This is a genomic window from Bradyrhizobium sp. Ken51 (genome assembly GCF_055807435.1).
The window spans coordinates 96,056-119,442 of the sequence record NZ_JBVVPB010000001.1 but is presented as its reverse complement, the minus strand read 5'-3'; the positions used below and the strand labels follow the sequence as shown (position 1 = coordinate 119,442).

5 protein-coding genes and 1 pseudogene are annotated in these 23,387 nt (G+C 64.9%); 3 read left to right on the top strand and 3 right to left on the bottom strand.

Annotated elements, in window-relative coordinates:
• Positions 1–82 precede the first annotated feature (82 nt).
• Positions 83–994, top strand: coding sequence for a LysR family transcriptional regulator (locus tag AC0L27_RS00475; RefSeq protein WP_354206588.1), 912 nt, complete (start codon positions 83–85; stop codon positions 992–994).
• 52 nt (positions 995–1,046) lie between these two features.
• On the opposite strand, the gene AC0L27_RS00470 is transcribed toward AC0L27_RS00475, so the two are convergent.
• From AC0L27_RS00470 to AC0L27_RS00460, 3 genes and pseudogenes are all read right to left on the bottom strand, one after another.
• Complete coding sequence (locus tag AC0L27_RS00470; protein WP_354207331.1) at positions 1,047–1,928, bottom strand: alpha/beta fold hydrolase; 882 nt, start codon at positions 1,926–1,928, stop codon at positions 1,047–1,049.
• 75 nt (positions 1,929–2,003) lie between these two features.
• A complete protein-coding gene (locus AC0L27_RS00465; protein WP_354206586.1) occupies positions 2,004–4,679 on the bottom strand; it encodes a hybrid sensor histidine kinase/response regulator in 2,676 nt (891 codons plus the stop codon).
• Positions 4,676–5,706: pseudogene (locus AC0L27_RS00460) on the bottom strand (ABC transporter substrate-binding protein). Before AC0L27_RS00460 ends, AC0L27_RS00465 begins: the two are co-directional and overlap by 4 nt.
• A 294-nt stretch (positions 5,707–6,000) precedes the next feature.
• On the opposite strand from AC0L27_RS00460, the gene AC0L27_RS00455 reads away from it, so the two are divergent.
• Complete coding sequence (locus AC0L27_RS00455) at positions 6,001–6,771, top strand: hypothetical protein (protein ID WP_275167621.1); 771 nt, start codon at positions 6,001–6,003, stop codon at positions 6,769–6,771.
• Positions 6,772–6,840: 69 nt separating this feature from the next.
• Positions 6,841–23,166, top strand: coding sequence for a leukotoxin LktA family filamentous adhesin (locus AC0L27_RS00450; RefSeq protein WP_473317822.1), 16,326 nt, complete (start codon positions 6,841–6,843; stop codon positions 23,164–23,166).
• Positions 23,167–23,387: the final 221 nt, after the last annotated feature.

Sequence of the window (23,387 nt, the reverse complement as noted above, 5' to 3'; positions counted from 1 at the left end):
TCGCTCCGCTTTGAATTGGAGACAATCCATGCAAATATGACGTCTATGTCTACGATTTGGAAACAATCCACGGGGCCGACGCTTGGATAAGGTCGCCAGCCTCCGGGCCTTCGTAAAGGTGGTCGAAAGCGGCAGTTTTGCCGAGGCGGGCCGTCAGTTGCGGCTGTCACGCTCGGCGATCAGCAAATACATCGCCGACCTCGAGGAGAGCCTCGGCGTGCAGCTCCTGAACCGGACCACGCGCCATGCGAGCCCGACCGAGAACGGCCAGCGCTATTTCGAGCGCGCGGTCGTAATCCTGTCGGAGATCGAGGCGGCCGACCAGGCCGTGGCGCAAGCCCAGTCGGCGCCGCGCGGCCTGTTACGCGTCAACGCGCCGATGTCGTTCGGCACCCTGCGGCTCGGGCCGGTGCTTGCCGATTTCATGGCGCGATATCCGGAGCTGCAGCTCCAACTCGTGCTCAGCGACGATCTGCTCGATCCCGTCCAGGACGGCTTTGACGTGACCTTGCGGATCGCGGAATTGGAATCGTCGAGTTTGATCGCGCGAAAAATCATGCCGGTGGCGCGCATGATCTGCGCTTCACCCGATTATCTCGCACGTCACGGCACACCACAACATCCGCAGGATCTCCGCGAGCACACCTCGCTGACCTACGGCTTCCTGCTGACGGGCAATCAGTGGAAGCTCACCGGCACCGACGGTGATCACTGGATCCAGCCGGCTTGGTCGCTCTGTGTCAACAATGCGGAAGTGCTGCGTGATGTCGCGATCAAGGGCAGGGGGCTCGCGCTGCTCCCGGAGTTCATCGCCGCCGGCGCCTTGAGGACAGGCGAGCTGCGGACTGTGCTGGACGAGTATTCGGCGCCGCCGCTCGCGCTCTATGCGGTCTATCCGCCGACCCGGCATCTGTCGGTGAAGGTGCGGCTGTTCATCGATTTTCTGGTCGAGTGGTTCGGCCGGGAGGATGAAGCGTCGGGCCGATTAAAATGACCCGCGCGGAAGGCCCGAGCCGAGATATGTCGGCTCCGCGCGGCGCGCTGCTCTATTTTTTGGTATCGAGGAATTGGCGTATCGCCTTCACGGTCGCCGCCGGTTGCTCTTCCATCAGCCAATGACCGGCGTCCGGAATGACCAATTCGGTGACGTCAGTCGCGGCGTTTCGCATCACGACGGCCTCCGTCGCACCAAAGGATTTCTCACCCCCGACGGCCAGCACGGGAATGGTCAACTTGGTCGCGATCGCCTTCTTGTTGTCCTCGGCGTCGGTTCGGATCGACCTGAACTGGGCGAACGCAGCACGCATGGCGCCCGGCCGCGCATAGAGCGCTGCGTAATGACGGCGTGTCGCTTCCGCGATCCTGGAGGGCGTGCCCGCGAAGTCATTCCAGAAGCGGTCGAGGTAGATGCGCTCGCGGCCCTTGACCAGCCGCTCCATGTCGGGGCCTCCGAGATCAAAATGCCAGAGCTGCGGGCTGCGAACGACCTCGTCCCACGGCGGCACCCCGGGCACCGGGGCATCCATGACGATCAGCTTCTCGGTCAGGTCGCGATATCGGGCCGCGTAGGCATAGGCTACCATGGTTCCGATGTCGTGGCCGACAACGGCGGCCTTTTCGATGCCGAGCGCTGCGAGAACGGCCCGCATGTCGGCCGCCTGGGACCATTTGTCGTAGCCATTGTCGGGCTTGCTCGAGAGGCCCATACCACGCAGATCGGGCACGACAACGGTATGGTCGCGCACGAGGTCAGCGGCGAGCTTGACCCACATGTCGCCGGTATCACCGAAACCGTGGATCAGGATCACGGCAGGCCCCTGACCGCCGACGCGAACATGAATCTGCGTGCCGTTGGCCGCGATGGTTCTGGTCTTGAAGCCGGACGGGAACTGTTCGACCTCGGCGCGCGCGGCAGGGGCGAGCAGCATGAGAACAATGGCGAGATATCTTGCGCGCACCGGCGCCTCCGATCATCTTGTATTTCAGTCAGTGACCGAAGGCTCTTAGGCCGGCCGAAGCAGATCGTCCAGCGCGCTCATCGAGGCCTTCCGAAGCGCGGCGAGCTCGCGGGCGGCGCTGTGGGATTCGGGCGGGGACATCGTGACTGCCGCCAGCTCGACCTCATGGCAGAATTCGAACAGGCGGACGAGGCCGAGTGCACTCGCGGCGCTCCCGAGTTGATGCGCGCAGCGTGCGAGCTGCGTGGGATCGCCAATCACTGCTGCCTTGGCGATGTCCTCGACCAGCTTTTTGCTCGTCTCTTCCAGTAGGCGGTGGAGTTTTGCGATCTGCGCCGCGCCGAGCAGCTCCTTCTGGTCATCGAGGAAATGCCGGTCGATCAAAGCGCCTGCCGCGAGCTGCGCCGCGGCGGGCTGGTTCTGCGCATCGTCCTCGATCGCCTCACGCAGCGCATTGATCAGGATCGGCTTGCTGACGATCCTGGCAATGCCTGCCCCCGCGAGCCGCTCGCGGGCGCGGCGCGACATGTCGGCGGTTACCGCGATGATGCGCGGCATGGTGGGCACACCGAGCGTTCGAATCCGCGATGCCGCCTCGACGCCGTCCATATCGGGCATGTGCAGATCCATCAGGATGATGTCGAAGGCCTGATCGCGGGCGAGTGCGATGGCCGCCGCGCCGTTCGTGGCGATGGTGGCGTGGTGGCCGAGCCTCTTCAACATCGCTTCGCCGACCTCGCAATTGACGGGGTCGTCGTCGACCAGCAGCACGCGAAGCTGCCGCGATGGCGGCTGGTCCGCGCCTTGCGCGATGCCGTTCGCGGCGAGGCCAAGCGGTATCTCAAGCATGAACGAGCTGCCCGTACCCGGCGTGCTCGCCACCGTCAACTCGCCGCGCATCAGGCGGGTGAGGCGCCGCGCGATCGCCAGTCCGAGGCCCGTGCCGCCAAACCGCCGCGCGATGCTGTCGTCGGCCTGGACGAAATCCTCGAAAATCCGCTCGTGCATGTCGGGCGCGATGCCGATGCCGGTATCGCGAACGGTGATGCGCAGCAGGACATGTTCGTCATGTGCCTCGGCGGCCGCGCTCAAGCCGATGCCGCCGCGCGGGGTGAACTTGATCGCGTTGCCGATCAGATTGAGCAGAATGCGATTGAGCCGCACCGGATCGCCGTGCACGGAGATATTGACCGTCTCATCGCAGGCGAGATCGAAGGTCAGGCCCTTGCCAACGGCCTGCGGACGCATCAGATCGGCGGCCGTTTCGATGAGCTGGTCGAGGCGGAAATCGCGGGTCTCCAGAGTCTCGGCGCTGGCCTCCAGGCGCGCATATTCGAGGATGCCGTCGACCAGCGCGATCAGCGTTTCGCCGGACGCGGCCGCGGTCGTGAGGTGGCGCCGCTGCGCTTCGCCGAGGCTGCCGTCGTCGAGCAGTTGCAGCACGCCCATGACGCCGTTCAGCGGCGTGCGCAGCTCGTGGCTGACGACCGCGAGAAAGCGCGATTTGGTCTCATTGGCCGCCACCGCCGCGCTGCGCGCGCGCTCGGCGGCATCGTGCTCGGCAAGGGCCTGGTCGCGGGTCCTTTCAAGCTCGGAGGTGCGCTCGATTACCTTGCGCTCGAGCGTCGCATAGGATTCGCGCAAATGAGCGGCCATCCGGTTGAACTGGTCGCCGAGCGCCTCCAGCTCGTCACCGGTCTTGATTGCGAGCCGCAGGCCGAGGTCGCCGCTGCCGATCCGCCGGGCGCCCTGCGTCAGGATCTGGATCGGCACGGTCATGCGCCGGCTTAGAAACAGAGAGACCAGCACCGCACATGCGAGCAGGATGACCAGGAGAAAAGTCGAGCGTCCGATCGACGCATAGATCGGCGCATAGGCCTCGGTGAGCGGCAGCTCGACGAACACCAACCAGCCCAGCGAGGGGACCGTCGCATAGGTCGACAGCACGCGTTGACCGGAGAGATCCTCCTTGACCAGGCCGCCGGAGGGCGGCCCGACGCCATCGAGCGCGGCGCGGACGTCGGCATGGCCGGAGAGATCGCTGCGACGCAACGCCGGCCACAAATCGGGATGCGCGATCAACAACCCCATCCGATCGACCACATAGGCCTTGCCGGTGTTGCCGACCCTGATCCCGGCGACGAGATCCCAGATGAAGCGAAGATTGACCTCGGCGACAATCACATCGGGCGTCAGGCCGGTTCCGCGCGTGGCGAGCGTCATGAACGGCTCGGTGTCGCCGAGGAAGTAGACCGGCCCGTAATAGGCGCGGCTTTCATTCGCGCCGCGGAACGCCTGCGAGGCGGAGAGGTCGGCCTTGCTGCCGATCCTGTCCGCGACACGGCGCGACACGCGCACCTGCTCGCGACCCTGCGCGTCGAGCTCGGCGATTTCGGCGATCGCAGGCGAGAGGCGCAGGAGGCGGATGGCGTTCAGACGCTGGTCCTCGTTCGTGGACAGCTCCGGGGGCAGGCGCGAGAGCCATCTGATCTGGCTTTCGATCTGGCCAATGAACTGGCCGATCTGGATGGCGGCGCTTGCTGCCTGCTCGCGCTGGGTCGCCGCCAGTAGCTGTTTCTGCTCGCGATAGGAGAACCAGACGTCGAAGCTGGTGTTGATGGCTAGCGCGGCAAAAGCGAGCGCGACGATCGAGTAGAGGTATTTGCGGAACAGCCGGCCGGGAGGTGGCCGCAAATCTCCCTGGTCGATCGTCTCGTTCACTCGCGGATCTCGTCGGCGCGCGCGAGCAGCGTGAATGGTATCGTCAAATCCAGCGTGCGGGCGACCGTGCGGTTGATCAGGAGTTCGTATTTGCGCGGCGATTGCACCGGCAGATCGCCGGCCTTGGTGCCGCGCAGGATGAGATCGACATAGTCAGCCGAGCGCACTTCGAGCGTCGGCCCGTAGCTCATCAGCCCGCCCGCATCCATGAAATAATGGAAGGGGTAAATCGTGGGCACGCGATATTTGGCGGTCGCCGCGATGATCGCCTGCCGGTTGACCACCAGAAAGCTGTCGACGAGCGCGATCATCGCCGCCTTGGGCGGTTCGGTAAAGCGCCTGACGGCTTCGTCGATGTCCGTTGGCGCGCTGACCGGGGCGGGGACCACGGACACGCCGGACAGTGCAGCCTCTTGCTCGATGGAATCGAGGAAGAAGCGGCCGCCGCGAGGTGTGGTCGCCGGATTGAACAGGATGCCGACGCGCGCAAGATCCGGCACGGCCTCCGGATGAGCTGAAGCCATTTGCCGCCCATCTCGGCGGTGCTGTTGGTGAAGCCGGTCACATTGCCGCCGGGATGGGCAAGGCTTTCGACGAAGCCGTTGCCGACGGGATCGTTGGCGGTCGCGAACACGATCGGGATGGTCTTGGTGGCTTCCAGGACCGCCGCGGTTTCGACCGTCGAGCCGGTCAGGATCACGTCGGGCTTGAGCGCCAGCAATTCCTGAACCGCGGTCTTCAGTCTATCCGGCGCGCCGAAGGTCGAACGGAGCTCAAAGCGGAAATTGACGCCTTCGACCCAACCTCGCTGCCTCAAGCCCACGATGAGACCACCCAGGCGAGAGGTCGGGCTGTCGATCATGCTTCTTCTGGTCAATTCGTCGTCGAGCCGCAATGCGGTCAGCGATGCGACGACGCGCATGCGATCAGATGTTGCGCCGAGCGCCAGCCATCCCGCAGCGGTGGTGCCCGCAAGGCGAATGAACCCGCGGCGATCGACCGCGAGAGCGGAAGGCCGTTCGGTCATGAATGTCTTTGCATGATGGTTTGCCCCAACCCGATGCTTAGCGCGAACAGCCGGCGTCCACAATTGATGAAAAAATGCGTTTGTGACTGCTCATTCGCAGCGTTTGGCAGCCCGATACCGTATTCCTACGCCGCCAAAGAGTCGCTGTTTCGAACCTTGCCTCCTCCGTGACGCCTTGTAACGCACTGCGGCGTTGCAACATTTTCCGTCTCGGTCGTGATGACGGTTCGGGGAGGCCGATTTCGTAGCTGCCGATTTTTGAAGCGTTGTTTCAAATTTTTTCGAAGGTTTTCGATGCGCAAAATCTATCTCGTTCCGGCCCTCGTTGGCCTGCTCACCACCGTTGCAGCGGGGCCCCTTGCGGCCCAGGGCGCCGTACCAAAGCAGAAAGCTGCGCCGGCACCGAGAGCCGCCGGTGCTGCCCCCGCAGCAGCCGGTACGCCGGTCGCCGCTGGCGCGACGTCGGCAGCCGCCGCCGAGACAGCGGCCCCGGACGACAAGTCCAAAGCGGTCGACTCCAAGGCGATCGACGGCTTCCGCTCCGCCAAATTCGGGATGAACGAGGCCGACGTGCGCGCGGCGATAGCCAAGGATTTCAGCGCAAAGCCCGACGCTATCAGGGCGCAGGACAATGCGTCCGAGCTGACGCACAGCCTGCTCTATTCGGCGCCCGAGCTGCTGCCGAACGGCGGCACCGCGGAGCTATCCTACGTGTTCGGCTACAAGTCGAAGTCGCTGATCCAGATCGGCGCGGTCTGGTCGAAGGGCACCGACACGGCGATCACGCCGGAGAAGCTGTTCTCCAACGCCAACATCCTGCGCGCCCATTTCCTCAGCGAAGGCTTCAAGCCCGACTCCATCGCGGTCAACATGCCCGTCAACGGCGGCATCGTGATGTTCCGCGGCAGCGACGCCAAGGATCGCTCGGTCATCCTGCTGCTCCAAGGCACGTTCGAGAACAAGGACAACAACCAGCGAGTGCTGACGCCGACCAGCCTGCTGTTGTTCTACGTGGCCGACGCCAAGAGCCCCGACATCTTCAAGCTGCCGCCCGGCCAGTTCTGATGCCGCGCTTCGACGACATTCTCCCACCCGGTTGTGGATCGGCGCCAGTGCCGATGAAGAGGATCTGAAATGCGCCGACCATCTGCAAGGCGTGAGAATGACGAGCTGACGCTACGGGGGCTTGCGCGTTTCCGTTCGATGTCACTGCTCTGCGCGATGCAGATGGTCTTCCTGCCGGTGTTCAGCGTCCGTCTGCAGGCGCAGACGGCGAACGTGATTACGCCGGACGGCCGCACCGGGACCAGCCTTCAGACGTCCGGCAGCGTAACCAACGTCACGACGTCGACCGTCTCCGGCAACAGTGCCTTCAACTCGTTCTCACGGTTCAGCGTCGGGCAGGGCAACACCGTCAATTTGCAACTGCCGACCGGCACACAAAATCTCGTCAACATCGTTCGCGACGCACCGGTCTACGTCAACGGCACGCTGAACTCCTACATGAATGGCGCGATCGGCGGTAACGTCTATTTCGCCGATCCCAAGGGCTTCGTGGTCGGCCGCAGCGGCACGGTCAATGTCGGTAGCCTCAACGTTTCGACGCCGACGCGCGAGTTCACGGACAGCCTGATCGGCGCGCAGGGGCAGATCAACGGCTCCGCCGTCGCCAATCTGATGGCGGGCTCGTTCCCGGTCTCGCCGGACGGCAACATCCGGATCTACGGCCGGGTCAATGCCATCGACGGCGTGCGCCTGACCGGGCAGAACGTTCTTGTCGGCGGTGCCAGCCAGCGAGACATCGCCAATCTCGATCACGCCGCGAAGTTCGCAGCCTCGGTGAATTCCAAGGGGCTGCGCAGCGCCGCCGCGATCTCCGTGCGCAACGGCTCCATCCACATTGGCGCCGTCAACAACGTCAGTGTCAACGGACGGCTGAGCGTGCGAAGCAAGACCACGACGCCGAGCAACATCACGGTCGTGGCCGGCAACCAGGCCGAACTCGGCAAGAATGCGCGGTTGAGCACGGCGAGCCGGACTGCGGATGCCGGCGGCGTCCTCGTCAAGGCCGGCAACGACGTGACCGTGAAGACCGGCGCGAAGATCAATGCCAGCTCGAAAACCGGCAATGCGGGGCTGGTCGAGCTGAGCGGAAACGGCGTCATCGACGTGGGCAGCGGCGTTACGATCAACCTTGCCGCACCCAGCGGCCGGGCCGGCACGCTGCTGATCGACCCGACCGATGTGGTGATCGGCGACGCCAGCCAGGGCGACGTCGGCGTAACCCTCGGCAACACGTCCGTCGCCAACGCCATCGCGGCGCTGAGCGCCGGTGGCACCTATGTAGTTCAGGCCGACAATTCGATCACGCTGGCCGCGCATGCGGTGATCGATGCCCGTAATCTTGACGCCACCAAGACTCATTCCGTCGGCAACGCCATCAACGTCGAGATCGACGCGCCGACCATCAGCGTGGTCAACGGGGCGAAGATTCTCGCCCAGGCGATCAATATTGGCGGAACGAACTACGCCAGCGGCAGTGTCACACTGACCGCGACGGCGAGCGACACCAAGCTGTCGGGCCAGGCCACCGCCACCACAGGGATCACGATCGATGGCCAGATCACTGGCGGCGACATCTCGATCGGTGCGACCTCGACGGCGACATCGAGCTTCACCAGCTCGGTTCCCGGCCTCTTCACGCTGGTCGGCACCACGCTTGCGGCCTCGCTGCTCGGCCTCAACGGCGGCTATGTGGCCGCGAGCGCCACGGCGACGGTCAACATCAACGGCCACGCCAACATCAACGGCGTCGGCAACGTCGACATCAAGTCGCACGGCTCGGAAACGGCGCAGGATCCGGCGCTGGCGAGCACCTTGCTCGGTGGCTCGCCGATCGGCGCCGCCGCCGTCGTCGGCAAGCTCGACGGCAACGTCACCACCAACGTGGCCTCCGGCGCCACGATCAGCGCGGGCGGCAACCTCAACATCCACGCCACCAATGACGCCACGTTGAACGTGACTGCGGTCGCGGCGACGTCCAGCGCGCAATTCGTCGCGACCGTTGCCTATTCTACCGGCTCGGTCTCGACCACGGCCAATGTCGCGACCGGCGCGAACCTCTCCGTCGGCAACGTGATTGCATCCGGCAATTCGCTGACGGTGCGTGCGATCAACAACAATTCGTTCTCGACCAGTGCCACCGCGGTCGCGCTGAGCACACCGAACGCGAGCGGCGGCATCGGCGGGGCGCTCGCCATCAGCGACGTCACCACGTCGGCCACCGCAAAGCTCGGCGCATCACTGGGCACCAGCACGTCGTCACGGATGAACGGCTCCGTGATGGTCGAGGCGACGTCGAACACCACGAGCAACTCGACCATGGCTTCAACCATCGTCGGTACGCCGGCCGTGATCGGCGCGATCCAGGATTTCATGGTCTCCACGGCCAGCCCGGGTTCGATCATCGCTCAGCATATGATCCCGCTGATGCCGGTGAATTTCAATTTGAAGGCCGCCGCCGCGCTGTCGCTGGCCAACAGCACCGAAAACGCCACCGCGTCGATCGGCCAGAATCCGAACGGCGGCGCACCGAGCCTCTATGTCAGTGGCAACGTCGCCGTCGTCAGCACCCTCGTCGATCGAGGTGTGCGCAGCAACGCCACCGCGTCTGCGATTGCCTCGGACCCCACGAGCGGCGAGGGAGTCGCGATCAGCGCCGCGGTCGCATGGGGCAATTTCAATCATAATTCGAACGCCTATGTCGGCGGCGGCACCGTGATCAATGCGGCCAACATCGCCGTCGACTCCAGCACCTGGATGCCGATCACCAATACCTGGCTGAAGTGGGACGGATTGACCGAGGTTCTCAGCCACCTCAACGGCAATCTCGGCGTCGGCGGCAACATCCTGACCAGCTATGCCAACGCCACGGCCGACGCGGGCGATACCGCCGCCGTGGCCGGCTCGGTGAACCATTTTGTCGTGAACAACGATACGACGGCGTGGGTGGCAAGCAGCGCCAGCCTGACCGCGACATGCACGGCGGCTTGCGGCAGCAGCTGGTCCGCGACGCTGAACAACGGCGACGTCCACACTTACGACGCCAGCATCCAGATCGCGGCAACGACGACGACGGCGTCGATCGACGCCGCCGGCAATGTCGGTACACTCGGCTTCCTGCCCGGCAACACGTCCGGCGGCTCCTCGGTGGGCGGCTCGCTCAATTTCGTCCAGTTCAACACCAGCACGATCGCCGGCGTTTCGGAGAGTGCATCGCTGCGGGCGGCGGACGATATCGCCGTCAATGCGATCACCTCGGACCAGTTCGTCGCGGTCGCGCCGTCATCCGGAAAGGCCGGTGGCGCGCTGGCGCTGAACGGCATCACCTCGCTCGGCTTCCTCAACAACACGACGCACGCCTCGATCTCCAGCCAGGCCAGCGTCTTTTCTCCGACGCTCGGCGTCCTGGCGCAGCAGGATCTGTCCGTGGTGACGATCGCCGGCGCGGTCAATGTCGGCGGCGGTTCGGCGGTTGGATTGTCCGTTGCCTATCTGGGCGCGAATATGGATACGTCCGCCTATATCGGCGACAACCATTCCGACATCCGGCCGGGGCCGTTCAGTAGCAACGATCCGTTTGCCGGCAACGGCGGCGGAAGCGGCTTCGTCAACGCCGACAACCTCACGATCAGCGCCACCACCTCTGGCCGGATCACGTCTGCGGCCGTCGCGGCTTCGATTAGCGAGCCGTCATTGTCCAGCTTCGCCGACAAGGCGAACGCCGCCGGTGCCGCCGCGACCGGCGGGCCGGCCGGGATCGCGCTGGCTGCAAACAAGATCAGCTCGGGCTCGGGATCGAGCACGAGCGGCTTCACCATGGACCTTGCGGGCAGCTCGTCCGTGAGCGACGTCTCGCTCGGGACCAGTGCTTATATAAAGAATACGTCGGTCAACAAATTCACCACGGCGACCGCGGTGAACACGAATACGATCGTGCAGGCGCTCAACGACACGATCCTCAGCAACGGCTCCGGCTCCGCCGCGGCCAATATGTCCGGCGGGTCGTCTCAGGGAGCAGCGATCGGCGCCGCCATCGCGGCGGCGATATCCAACAATGCCACGCTCGCCTATATCTCCGGCACCACGATGCAGAACCAGATGTCTGTGACGGTGCAGGCGCTCAATGGCGGGTCGGAGACCGTCGTCGCACTCGGCGTGGCCGGCGGAACGTCGGCCAATGCGCTCGCTCTGTCGGGATCTGTCGGCATCGTCACCGACAGTGCCAATGCATATATCGAGAACTCGACGATCACGGGCGTCGCGACGGGGACCAATCGCGCGATCGAGGTGGATGCCTATCAGACCACGAACATCGCAATCGGCGGCGGTTCGCTCTATCTGTCGGGCGGCAAGGCCGGTGTCGGCATCGCGCTGACCTATGCGTCGATTGCCGATCCCTCGGGCGGCAACGCCACCGACGCGCATATCCGCAACACGTCGATCTCGAACTATGACAGCCTGCTGGTGCTGGCCGACAGCGCCAGCGTGATTGCGGCCGGTGCGGCCTCGGGCGGGGCAGGGAGCAACGCCAACGGACTTGCCGGGGCGATCGTCGTCGACGAGATTACGCCCACGACCACGGCCTATATCAGCAGCAGCGCGACGGTGAACATCAACGTCGGGCGCGTGACAGTGCTTGCTGACAGCGGCGCCGTGTCGGACCTCGATACGGCGCTCGGCAATCTCGTCAGGAAGTCGAACAACAATCATCTCGCGTCCGACACGTGCACTGCCGCCGCCGGCAATGGCACGCAGAACTGCATCGATTTCAGCGCGGCGGCGCTCAACGGTGGCACGGGTAACGGTCCGGGTGCCAGCATCATCTCCGTTGCGGGCACCATCCAGGCCGGCAAGAACAATGTCGGCGCCTCGATGGTGTACGATACCATCGCAACGACGCATTCGGCCTATATCGCCAACGTCCGGATGTCGGCCCTCGGCAGTGTCAGTGTGAATGCGGTCGACATCACGAAGATCCAATCGGTCACGATCGGGTTCGGCCTGGCGAGCGGCCAGTTTGCCGGCGTCGGCGGCATGACGATCAGCTCGATCGCCAATACCGTTTCGGCGGCGATCGGCAATAGCCAGTCCGACACGACACAATCAACGGTCACGGCCTCCAACATCTCCGTCACCGCGAGCGACAATTCGAGCATCACCGGAGCCGCCGCAGTCGCTGGCGCCTCGACGCAAGGCAGCGCCGCGGGCCTGGCACTCGTCTACAGCAGCATCGCCAACAATGTCAGTGCAGGCGTCACCGGCTCCAAGCTGACCGCCTCGGGCAGCGTGGCCGTCAACGCGAACTCGAACGCTGGCATATCGACGGTTGCCGTCGGCATTGCGATTTCTTCGCAGATCGGCCTTGCGGGTTCGGTCGCCACCAACCTGATGGGAACCAACGTCACCGCCAGCATCACCGGCGGGGCCGACGTTACCGCGAACAACAACGTTGCCGTGATTGCCGGCAACAATGACAAAGCGGGCGTTTTCGCCGGCGCCGTGTCGATCAGCAAGGGCGCGGCCGGCGGTGCAGGCTCGATGGTCACGAACAAGATCACCGGCACCACCGCGGCCTATATCAGCGGGACGACGACGAAGGTGGATGCGCTCGGAACCAGCACGAGCGACGTGCTTTCGGTCAACAGCGGCACGCTCGCGCATGCGATCGATCTCGGCGGCTTCAGCGCGCCCACCGACACCACGCCCGATCTGAGCGAGACCCAGGAGAGCGTACGCGGCCTCGCCGTCGTCGCCAGTTCGCACCAGGCTGTCGTCACCAACGTCGCAACGCTGTCCGCGGGCTCGGGCATCTCCATCATGATCAATCCGATCACCAATGTGATGAGCGGATCCACCAAGGCCTATATCGACGGCGCGGCGATCGACACGCGGCTGGCAAGTTCGACGCTCGACCCGCAGATCGACGTGGCCGCCAGCAGCTTCTCCTATTCCGGCGCGTTCGGCGCCGGCGTGGTACCGCCAACCGGGAGCGGGGGCGGCGGTGCGACCATTCTCAGCACGACGATGTCGCGTGACACCGAGGCCTACATCACCAATGCGACCGTGGGCGGTGTGCAGTCGGCGAGCGCAACAGTGGGCGCCGTCACCGTGAAAGCCAATGCCGAGCAGGACGCGTCATCGATCGCGGTCGGTTTCGGCACCGGCTCCGTCGGGTTGAACGTCTTCGTCGCAACCACCGAAGCCTATGTCGACGGCGGTTCCCTCACGGCGTCCTCGCTCACGGTCAATGCCTACGACGCCACCGGTATAGCGTCGGCGAACGGCTCGGGCGCCTATGGCAGCCAGGCCGCGATCGGTGCGGCCTTCCTGGTCCAGGTCTCGGCGAACCGGACCGAGGCCTACGTCGGCGACGAGTTCCACTACCAGGGCAACGGCGCGGCGCACACGACCGCGGTCAATCTGAGCGGCGCGCTCGACGTCACGGCAACGACGAAAAACCGCTTCCAGGCCTATTCGATCGGCGGGGCGCTTTCGACCGGCACGGCGGCGATCGCCGGCATGGCCAACATCGAGATCGCCAACAACACCACCATCGCGGGCGTTTACGACACTACGCTGCAGTCCCCCACGGGGGGCGCGGCCGGGGCCGTCACCATCAACGCCACCGAGGACGTGGCGATCAAGGAGATCGCCGGCGCACTTTCGATTGCAGCCAGCGGGTCCGGCGTCGGTGTCGGCGCGGCGGCGAACGTCATCGTCTTCAAGAGCCAGACCATTGCGGAAAGCCGCAACAGCAACCTCAATTCGTCCGGTGCGATCAATGTCGGCGCGCTCAGCACCAAGGAAGTGCTGTCCTACGCGGTCACCGCCGGCATCGGCGGCAGCATCGGCATCGGCGCGACCGTCGGCGTCATCATCATCGGCACCAACACCGCCGATCCGGATACGCAGGGCGAGCAGACCGGCCAGCTCAACCAGGGCAACAACGGCACCATCGCGTCGGTGAACGCGGGCACCAATTCCTCGCACGGCAGCGACGCGGTCGCGAGCGGCACCTCGGGCAATCCGAGCAACGCCAACGCAACCTCGACCTACGACGTCAGCACCGTGCTGACCGGCGGCAATGACGGTGTCACCGCTCAGATCGCGGGTGGCAATGTCACCGGCACGCAGGTCAACGTCGGCGCCACCAGCGCCAACGCGACCAAGATGTTCCTGCTCGGCGCCGGCTTTGGCAAGAATATCGGGATCGGTGCCGGCATCGGCTACACCAGTGTCAACAGCAGCGTGCTCGCCAATCTGAGCGCGATCGTTGCGGCGCCTTCCGTGACGGTCGCCGCGCGGGTCAAGGACGCCGACACCGGACCTTATTCGGGCAAGACCGTCGACAGCGAGGCGATCGCCGGCGGTGCCGCGCTCTACTTCGGCGCGGATGCCGCCGTGGCGGTCGGCAACGTCGCCAACACGGTCACGGCGCAGCTCGGTGGCTCCGTGACCGGCTCGGGCGGCACCGGCGTCGCGGTCATGGCGATGGACAGCTCGACCCAGAGCGTGACCGCGGGCGGCGGCACCGGCGGCCTCGCGGCCATCGGGGTATCGATCGCCACTACGGGACGATCCAGTTCGGTCGCGGCAAAGGTGCTGTCGAACGCGACGGTGAACAGCTCGACCCTTGCGGTTGGCGCAGGCGAGGCCGGCGCAATGTCGGCCTCCGCGACCGCGGTCGCCGGCGGCATCGTCGCCGGTGACGGGGCAGTCGCCACCGCAAAGGAAAATTCGACTGTTCTGGCCGAGATCGGTTCCAGCGCCTCGATCACCACCTCCGCGGCCGGCGTCGGCACGCTGGTGTCGGCATCGCTCACCCCCAATCTTTCGAGCGAAGCGATCGGCGTCGCGGTCGGCGGCGGCGCCATCGGCGTATCCGTCGCGGAATCCTTGGTGACGGCCACTGTCACCGCCGATGTCGGCGACAACACCAGCTTCTCGGGCGGTGCGCTCGCCGTAACCGCGATGGCGCTGGTTCCGACGAGCGGCACGACGACCTACGCCTGGTCGCTCGCCGGCGGCGGCGGTTCGCTGATCGGTGCACAAGGCAGCTACGCCAGGGCGTCCGAGAACGCGACGGTGAGTGCGTATGGAGGCACCGGGATTACGCTTCCCAACGCCGACGTGGTCATTACGGCCCAGAACGACAGCAGCCAATACGCCCAGGCCACCGGACTTTCGACCGGCTTCCTGGCAGTGGGTGCGACGGTCGCCCAGACGTCCTCGAGCGCGCACACCTACGCCTATCTGGGTGCCCCCGACGATATGGACGCGACCCATCTGAATCACACCGACTACACCGGCATCCTCCAGATCACCGCAACCGGCAAGGACATCAACGTCTCCAACGCGACGGTCGGCGCGGGCGGCACTTATGCCGGCGCCGCCGCGGTCGCAACGACCAGCTCGACCGCCGTGACCAATGCGCGGTTCGACGGCGGCACGACGGATGACACGCTCTTCTTTGGCGGCCTCAACATCCAGGCCAAGCACACCACGAACTATGCCGCCAGCGGCGACGCCTACCAGGCGTCCACGGCCGGCGTCTCCGGTGGCAGCGCGCAGAACGACGTCAACGCCACCACGACCGTCGACATTGGACCTCATCTGATCATCAACTCGGCCGGCGGCGACATGGTCGTCATCGCCAACGACATCGTCAACCAGGCTGGTGGCGGCGCGCGGTCGGGCTCCGGTGGCGTGTTCGCTGGTGCAGCGGCACTGAGCAACACGCATGTCACCCAGACCGTCACCACCAACATCGGCGCCGGGGCGGTGCTGAGCCTCAACGGCGATCCGCGGACATCGGCGGCGGTGATCAACATCGAGGCCTACAACACGCTCAATACCAACGACACGGCGAGCCTGGCCACAGCCGCCTTCTTCGCCGGCGGCGGCGCCGAATCCAACATGACGGCGAACGCCACGCTCGCGGTCAACATCAATGCCCGCGAACTCTTCAGCGCCGGCAAGATCTATATCGGCACGGCTGCGAAGATGGCGGCGGCCAACAACGCCAATGCCAGTCTCTACGGCGCGATCGCCGGCGTCGGCGCCAGCACCAACAGCTGGGTTCATGCCAACCAGGCCGTCACCGTCGGCAACAACGCCAAGGTCGAGGCCTGGGGCCAGATCAACATCTATGCCGGCATGTCGGGCGACACCATCATCTTCAGCAGCGTGCAGGCAAGCGCGACGACGGTCGTCTACAACAACACCGCCATTCCGATCTCCACGCTCTACCGCGGCACGGCCAATGCCGATGACACCACGAGCCTGACGCTCGCCAACACCTCGAGCGTGCTTGGCGTCCAGAACATTTCCCTGGGAGCGACCCAGGGGCAGGTCACGGCTTCCGGCAACGGTAGCAACTACAATCCGTATCTGGACATCTTCAGCGCCAAGAACAGCGACAACCACAGCCACACCAGCGGAACCGGCGATGTCGCGCTCAATGGCCTGGTGGTCGCGGGCATTAACAACGACATCACCATTACGATCGACATAGGTGCGAGCGCGCCGACTGCGAGCACGACGAGTCCTTACTCGTCACTGCTGTCCGGCGGTTCGTCGACCCCCACGCTCGAATATGTCGCCGACGTCGATCACTTCAACCCGATGATGAGCTGGAACCACCAGGTGGTCCAGTACACCATCGTCGGCGGCTTCAATCCCTATCAGAGCGTCGTCAACCAGCTCGCCGCGCTGACCGGCCTGACCGCGACGCAGATCCGCACACAGCTCGCGGCGGCGACGCCCGCGGCCCCCGCCACGATGTCGCCATCCGGCACCGATCCGACCGGCGACTTCCAGCGCCAGATCAACGCGCTGATCCAGCAGGCGCCGTATACCTCCGACGCCGCCGGCAATGCCTTCGCATTCGGCGATATGCTGGTGTCCGCCGGCAACGTCTCGATCCTGGCGCAGAAGCTGACCGGAAACAGCGGCACGAATCCGATTGCGCCGGCGGTCATCGCGCGCAGCTCGCCGATGATCAAGATCGAGAACAGGGGTCTCGACTTCATGGACCTGGCCAACCTCACGGTCACCAATATCACCGGAGGAAACATCACCTATCGCCAGATCGACCATGTCGATCCGGATTCGCACTCCAATGTGACCTTCACCGCCACGCCGAGCGCGACGCCGATCATCGACATTTCGGCCACCTACAACCGCCTGGATCCCTCCAGCGGGCTCGGCGTCGACCAGAACGGCAACCAGCTGGCCCGCACGCCCGACATCTATTTCGACGGCGTCGTCAACAACGAGAACGGCCTGCTCAAGATCACAAACAATCTCGGCAGCATCGTCGCGTCGCAGTCGCTCAACGCCGCGACCGTCCAGATGGTGGCGCCCAACGGCTCGTTCGTCTTCCTCGGCGGCATCGGCAGCTTCTATACCTCCAACCACGATGTTCTCTCGCAATGGGCGGGTGTCCAATTCAAGCCGGGTGACAACGACACGCTGACGGCGGTGATGGCGGCGGCAACCTATCTTGGCGCCTATGGCGACTACGCGACTGCTCCGCATATTGCAGGGGGAGCGGGCCACCCGTATTCGTACTATTGCTGCGTCGACGGCAATAACGGCGTTCAGCAGACGGCGAGCAACAGCACCATCTTCACCGCGCGCATGCTGAATCTATATTACGACGGCCTGTCGCTCTATTCGGCGATCTTCCTGCCGATGGGCCAGGGTGCGCCCGGCAACGGTAACCCGAACGTCGGCAGCGTGCCGAACGCTGCTACGCTCGCGATCATGGAGGGGCCGACGGCTCAGACCATCTCCACCGCGCCGTGGGAGCGAAATACCTATACCGGCCAAGGCGTCTACAGCAACTCGACCTACGACTACACCACGACCTCGACAGATGCACAGGGCAACACCACCACCACCAACCACACGGCGACGTATTACTCGCCATTCAATTGCGCGGGGTGCTCTGCCTATTTCCAGGTCGTCAATATCCAGCCGGACGTGATCACGCCGAAGACTGCGTCTTCGAACTCAGCCGCGAACTCGAGCACGGGGACCAACCCGCCGGCTAACGCGCCCTTCATCTTCGGCAAGGCGATCATCATCTCGGCGGGGGTCATCAACATCAACGGCACCATCCAGAGCGGCACGAGCAGCGATTACTCGGTCGACATCGGCGGCTCCACGTTGACCGCCATCAACGACCTCAAGAGCCGCAATGCGGGCGCGGACTTTGCCCAGGCCCAGGTCAACGCACGGAACGGCAGCTATTACGACATCACGGCGTCTGCGACGACGGAGGCCGCCGGCGACATCAAGATCGGGGTGAAGTACAACGCTCTCACCGACCAGATACTCGTGAACGGCGTGGTGCAGGGCTCGGGCGGCTACGTCTATCTGAACGGCAGGATCATCTCGACCTCGACCCAGGACGGTGTCTCCCAAGGCACTATCGCGGTCAAAGGTGGCGCCGGCTCGATCACGGTCAACAACACAACCGGCCTGCAGCTCGTCACCAACACCATCAATACCGGCGTCAGCGCGCCGAGCGTGATCGAGATCGTCGATCAGCTCAAGCAGCAGACGACGTGGTACGTCTACAATCCGTCCGCTGCGGGCGGCCAGCAGGTGTCGACGTATCAGACGAGCGGCGTCAATGCGAGCCAGTACACAGACACGATGTTGACGAGCCTCAGCGGCACGGCAGGTATCCAGTACGCGACCAAGGCAAACATGTTCTACCAGTGGGTCGATACGGCTACGCTGGATCGTCCGACGAGCTCGACGCAGTTCGACTACGGATGGCACTATACGCCCAACTCGGCCACCGGGCAGAACTGGACCCGCACCATCAGCCTGGTTTCGGACGTGCAACAGGCCCAGGGCGGCGGCGGCAGCACTGGCCCACAGACATCGAACTTCCAGGAAGTCGTCACCGCGACCGGTTCCTATCACACCGGTGGCGGCAACACCCATCCCGAGAAGTGCTGCGGCACGGACAACCAATACAACTGGTACCAGAATATCTATGATCACCTGACCCTGACGCTGACCAATACGGTGAAGGCGTCGAACCCGATCAACATCTCGTTCAGCGGCGGCGGCAACAGCACGGTTCTGGTCACGTCCAACTCCGGCATCGTCGTCAACGGTCCGATCAACAACCTCTCGGGTACGACGACGGTCAGCGCCACGGGGGCCAATTCGGCTATCACCAGCGGCACGAACGCGAACAACCCGGTGATATCGGGACGGAGCGTCATTCTCTCGGCGGATGGCGGCATCGGCACGATCGGCGCGAACGGTGTTCCCGTCCAGGTGCAGGTCTATGGCGGCAGCCTGACGGCCAGTTCAATCGACCACGACATCGCGATCGCGGCCGTCGGCTCGCTTTCGATCAATCAGGTGAAGGTGAATTCGGCGGGCAGCACGCCGCAGGGCAGCGTCTTTATCTCGGCGACCGGCGACATCAACTCGGCCTCGCCCTACGACGTCGCCAACGCCGTCGTGATCGGCAAGAACGTCGAGATCAACTCCACCGCCGGCGCGATCGGTGCGACGAGCGCCGTCATCAATGGCGCGAGCACGCTGACCAACATCAATCCGCTCGTGATCCAGGCGACGGGCACCACGCAGGCCGGCGGCAATGTCGATGGCGGGTTTCTTGACAGCGCCTCGGCGACCGGCACCTACATCGTGCAGTCCAAGGGCGATCTGCGCCTCGGCACGGTCCAGTCGAGCGGCGGCCCGGTGTTCCTCGAGGCGGCCGGCTCGGACGGCAACCAGGCCAGCATCCTGAACGGAAGGGCGGCGGTTGGTCTCACCCAGGCGCAGAGCCAGCATCTCCAGGACGTCTGGACCAGCCTCGACCTGCTCAGCGGCAACGCCGCGACCAACGCCGTCAACAGCTACCAGTCGATGGTGACGTCGGCCTATAACGACTACTTCCAGCTCAAGAACATCGCCTTCGCGAACGGCAGCACCTACAACCCGACTTCGGTGGGATTGACCGTGCTGCGGGCGCAGGTGGCGGCCAAGCTCGGCATCGATCCCGCGAACGTCTCGACGACGGACATGAAGGTCGAGGCCACGACGCGGTTCCTGAGGGACCAGTTCCTGCTCGGCAAGATCACGACCGATGAGCTCAAGACCTCACTGACGACATTGCTCGGCACCGCACCGGCAGATCCGCTGGGAACCGTGTTCGGCAGCTCGTTGTCGTCGACCCTGTTCACGAAGCTGTTCGACGGCGTAACGACAGCCAATCAGCGCCTGCCGAGCAATACGGCGCTGCAAACGGCGCTGAACACCTACAATGCGAACTACGCCTATACGCTCGCGTCGACCGAGCGGGTCTACGGCATCATCACCGCGGGCGCGCAGTGGACGCAGAGCCAGCTCGCCTACACCGTCTCGTCGTCGGCCGTCGGCGCGGCACCGCCGCCGATCGACGAGAACGTCGTGGCCAACGTCAGCGCCAACCAGATCATGCTCTACGCGCCGCACGGCTCGGTCGGCAATTCGGCTGCGCCCCAGACGTTCACCTTCACCAGCGTCGATTCCTCGTCGCTGACGCCGGCGCAAAGGGGATTGCTCGCGACGGCCGGTCCGGGTCAGCTCACCGTCGGCGCGGTCACGGATCCGACCACCCACGTCGTGACCTATACGGTCAGCCTGTCGCAGCAGAACCTCGTCGTTGTCGACAACCCGATTGCGATCTCGGCCAAGGCGCTGACCAATGTCTATCTCGGCAGCAAGAACAGCCTCACGCTCGGCGGCATCACCGCGAACTACGGCCCGATCGCGGCCGCGCAGGCCAACGGCATCGAGGTGACCGGCCGCGGCGACGTCAAGCTCGACGCCGTCACCAGCATCACCGCCGCCGCGGGCGTGACCGGTACGCCGGTGATCTCCGGCGATATCGGCAACCTCACCCTGATCGCCGAGCACGGCAATGTCGGCGCTCCCGGGGCTGCCGGAAGCAATCCCGCGACCAACGCGAACGCGATCCAGATCGCCTTCGCCGACCCGGCCAACGACCAGCTCGACCAGGTTTCGTCGGCGCAGGGCATCTATGTGAAGCAGACCACCGGCGATCTCATTCTCGGCAACATCGCCGCCGGCAATGCAATCCAGCTCGCGGCGACCGGCAGCATCTACGCCGAGTCCGGCTTCACGGACCGTACCGCGATCCATATTCTCGGCACCGACCTCGATCTGCGCGCCGGCGGCAGCATCGGCTTCAACGGCTCGACCTTCCAGCCGGTGCAGGTGAATATCTCCGGCGCCGTGACCGGCTCGGCGGTCGGCGATCTCAGCATCCTCGCGGTCACCGGCGATCTCGTGGTCGGCACCAACGGCGCCTATGGGACGCTGACATCCGGCGGCGCACAGACGCTGAACGTTGCGCGCGGCGCGCTCACCATCAATGCCGACCTCGCCAGCGGCGGCTTGATGCAGCTCCTCGCCAACCGTGGCATGACCTTCGCGGCCGGCATCGGCACGGCCCCCGTGACAGCGACCAGCAGCGTCGGCGGGGTGACGCTGGTAGCCGCGACACTGTCGATGGGAGCTTACTCCGCCATCAACGCGGCCGGCGCGATCTCCGTGACCACCACCGGCGACGCGAGCATCGGCCAGCTGAATTCATCGCTCTCCTATACCGCGGCCTCGAACACGCCTTCGATCATCGTCACCTCCGGCGGCGTCGCCTCGCTCGGAGCCATCATCGACAATGGCGACGGCCAGACCAAATTCGTCGCGTCCGGCTCGGGTGCCGAAGTTTCGCTGAGCGCATCCAACGGCATCGGCAACGCGACGAGCCGGTTCATCCTCAGCGCCGCGCGGCTGTCGGCAAGCACGAGTGCCGGCGACATCTATCTGAAGTCTCTGACCGACACCGAGGCGAGCCTGCTCTCGGCAGTGAAGGGCAGCGTGGACATCCTCGGCACCGGTGGGCTGACGCTCGATCAGGTGCTGGCGGGTACGGCGGCGGGTGCGAGCGGCACCTTCAGCGCCCTTGCGAGCAATGGCAGCATCGTCATCGGCACCGCCGACAGCAGCGGGTCGCAGACGGTCCACGCCACCCAGAACGTGACGTTCAAGTCCCTCGCGGCCACCGGCTACAGCGGCGACGTCGGCAACATCAACGTCACCGCCGACAACGGCTTCATCCTGGCGCAGACGGTGATGTCGGGCGGCGTGCCGACGCTCGGCTCGGTCTCCGCCAACGGCTCGGCAAGGCTGATCGCGGCAGGCAGCAACACCGGTCATAACCTCACGGCCACGACCGGCACCGCGGCCTTGAGCGGCACTGTCGTTCATTGGGATAATCTCACGACCCGCGGCACGCTCGACGTCACCGCGACTGCCGGGGGGATCACCGTTGGCACCGCGATCAGCGGCGGCACACAGACCCTGCATGCCGTCAACGACATCGTCTTCAGCCAGCTCACCACGACAGGCATCCCGGGCGATGCCGGCGACCTCAACGTCAAGTCCGACACCGGCTCGCTCCGCGGCGGATCGATCTCGGCCAGCGGCGATACGCATTTCGATGTGGCCGGATCGGTCTCGCTGGACCGGGTCAGCGGCAATGTGATCAAGCTGACTTCATCGGGCGACCTGACCATCGATTGGGTCAGCGTGGTCAAGGAGCTCGACCTCGCCGCCGATACCATCAACGTCAAGGGCGAGCAGGTTCGCTCGAACCCGTCGGTTCCGCTGATCATGAACATCACCGGCTACAACGGCGGCACCGCAACCTCGGCCAACGTCTCGATCGATCCGGACAGCATCATCATCAACCAGTTCAGGGTCGTGGACGCCAACTTCTGGAGCGATGCGCACGCAGTTGCGATCCTGAACGGCTATGTGCCGGGCCAGTTGATGCTGACCACGGCAACCCAGCAGGTGCTGCTCAACAACCGTACGCCGGCCCCGTCCAACTGGCCGTCGCTCCAGCTCTACCAGCCGGGTGGCGTGTTCACGATGAACCAGGTCGGGAATGCCAATGTCAGCAACGCCTATGTGGTGTTCTACACCGGCAACGTCTCCGCGACGGTCACCAACTATGGGCCGACCCACACCTGCTGCAACGACTTCACCGGCGCGAGCATGGTGCGCAACATCTCTGTCGATGGCGAGGGCACCGAGAGCATAGAGACCTGGCTCGCGAAGAAGGACGGGGGGACCTTCTACCTGCTCGGTCTCTCCGGCAAGGCGCGGCTCGATGCACTGCTGATGCCGCGGCCGGTCGAGACCATCGGTTCTGGTCCCGCCGTCAACGTCGAGGGGCTGAGCGACATGCGCAAGCTGCGCCGGCAGGGCCAGCGCGTGGGACGCGCCGGCTGGAAGGACGCGGCGATCGAGGCGGTGAAGCCGGCTATCGGCCGTCTCGCACAGGCATGGTAACGGGACCAGGGATGCGGATTCTGGGGGCGGCATTAGGAGTTGGGCTCGCAGCGTCGTGCATCGCTTCCGCGCGGGCGCAGATTCCGTCGATCAATCCCGGCGTGATCCAGAACGACGTCGACCGGCAACGAAGGCAGCTCGAACAGCAGAGCGCGCCGCCGAAGCTCAACGGGCCGGCGGTGATTGGTGGCGAGCGGGAGAAGTCCCAGCTCCTGAAGCCG

What these genes read in the sequence shown, in the direction of transcription:
- AC0L27_RS00470 (WP_354207331.1), bottom strand. Translation starts at nt 1,928, where the DNA reads ATGCTGCTCGCCCCTGCCGCGCGCGCCGAGGTCGAACAGTTCCCGTCC.
- AC0L27_RS00455 (WP_275167621.1), top strand. Translation starts at nt 6,001, where the DNA reads ATGCGCAAAATCTATCTCGTTCCGGCCCTCGTTGGCCTGCTCACCACC.
- AC0L27_RS00450 (WP_473317822.1), top strand. Translation starts at nt 6,841, where the DNA reads ATGCGCCGACCATCTGCAAGGCGTGAGAATGACGAGCTGACGCTACGG.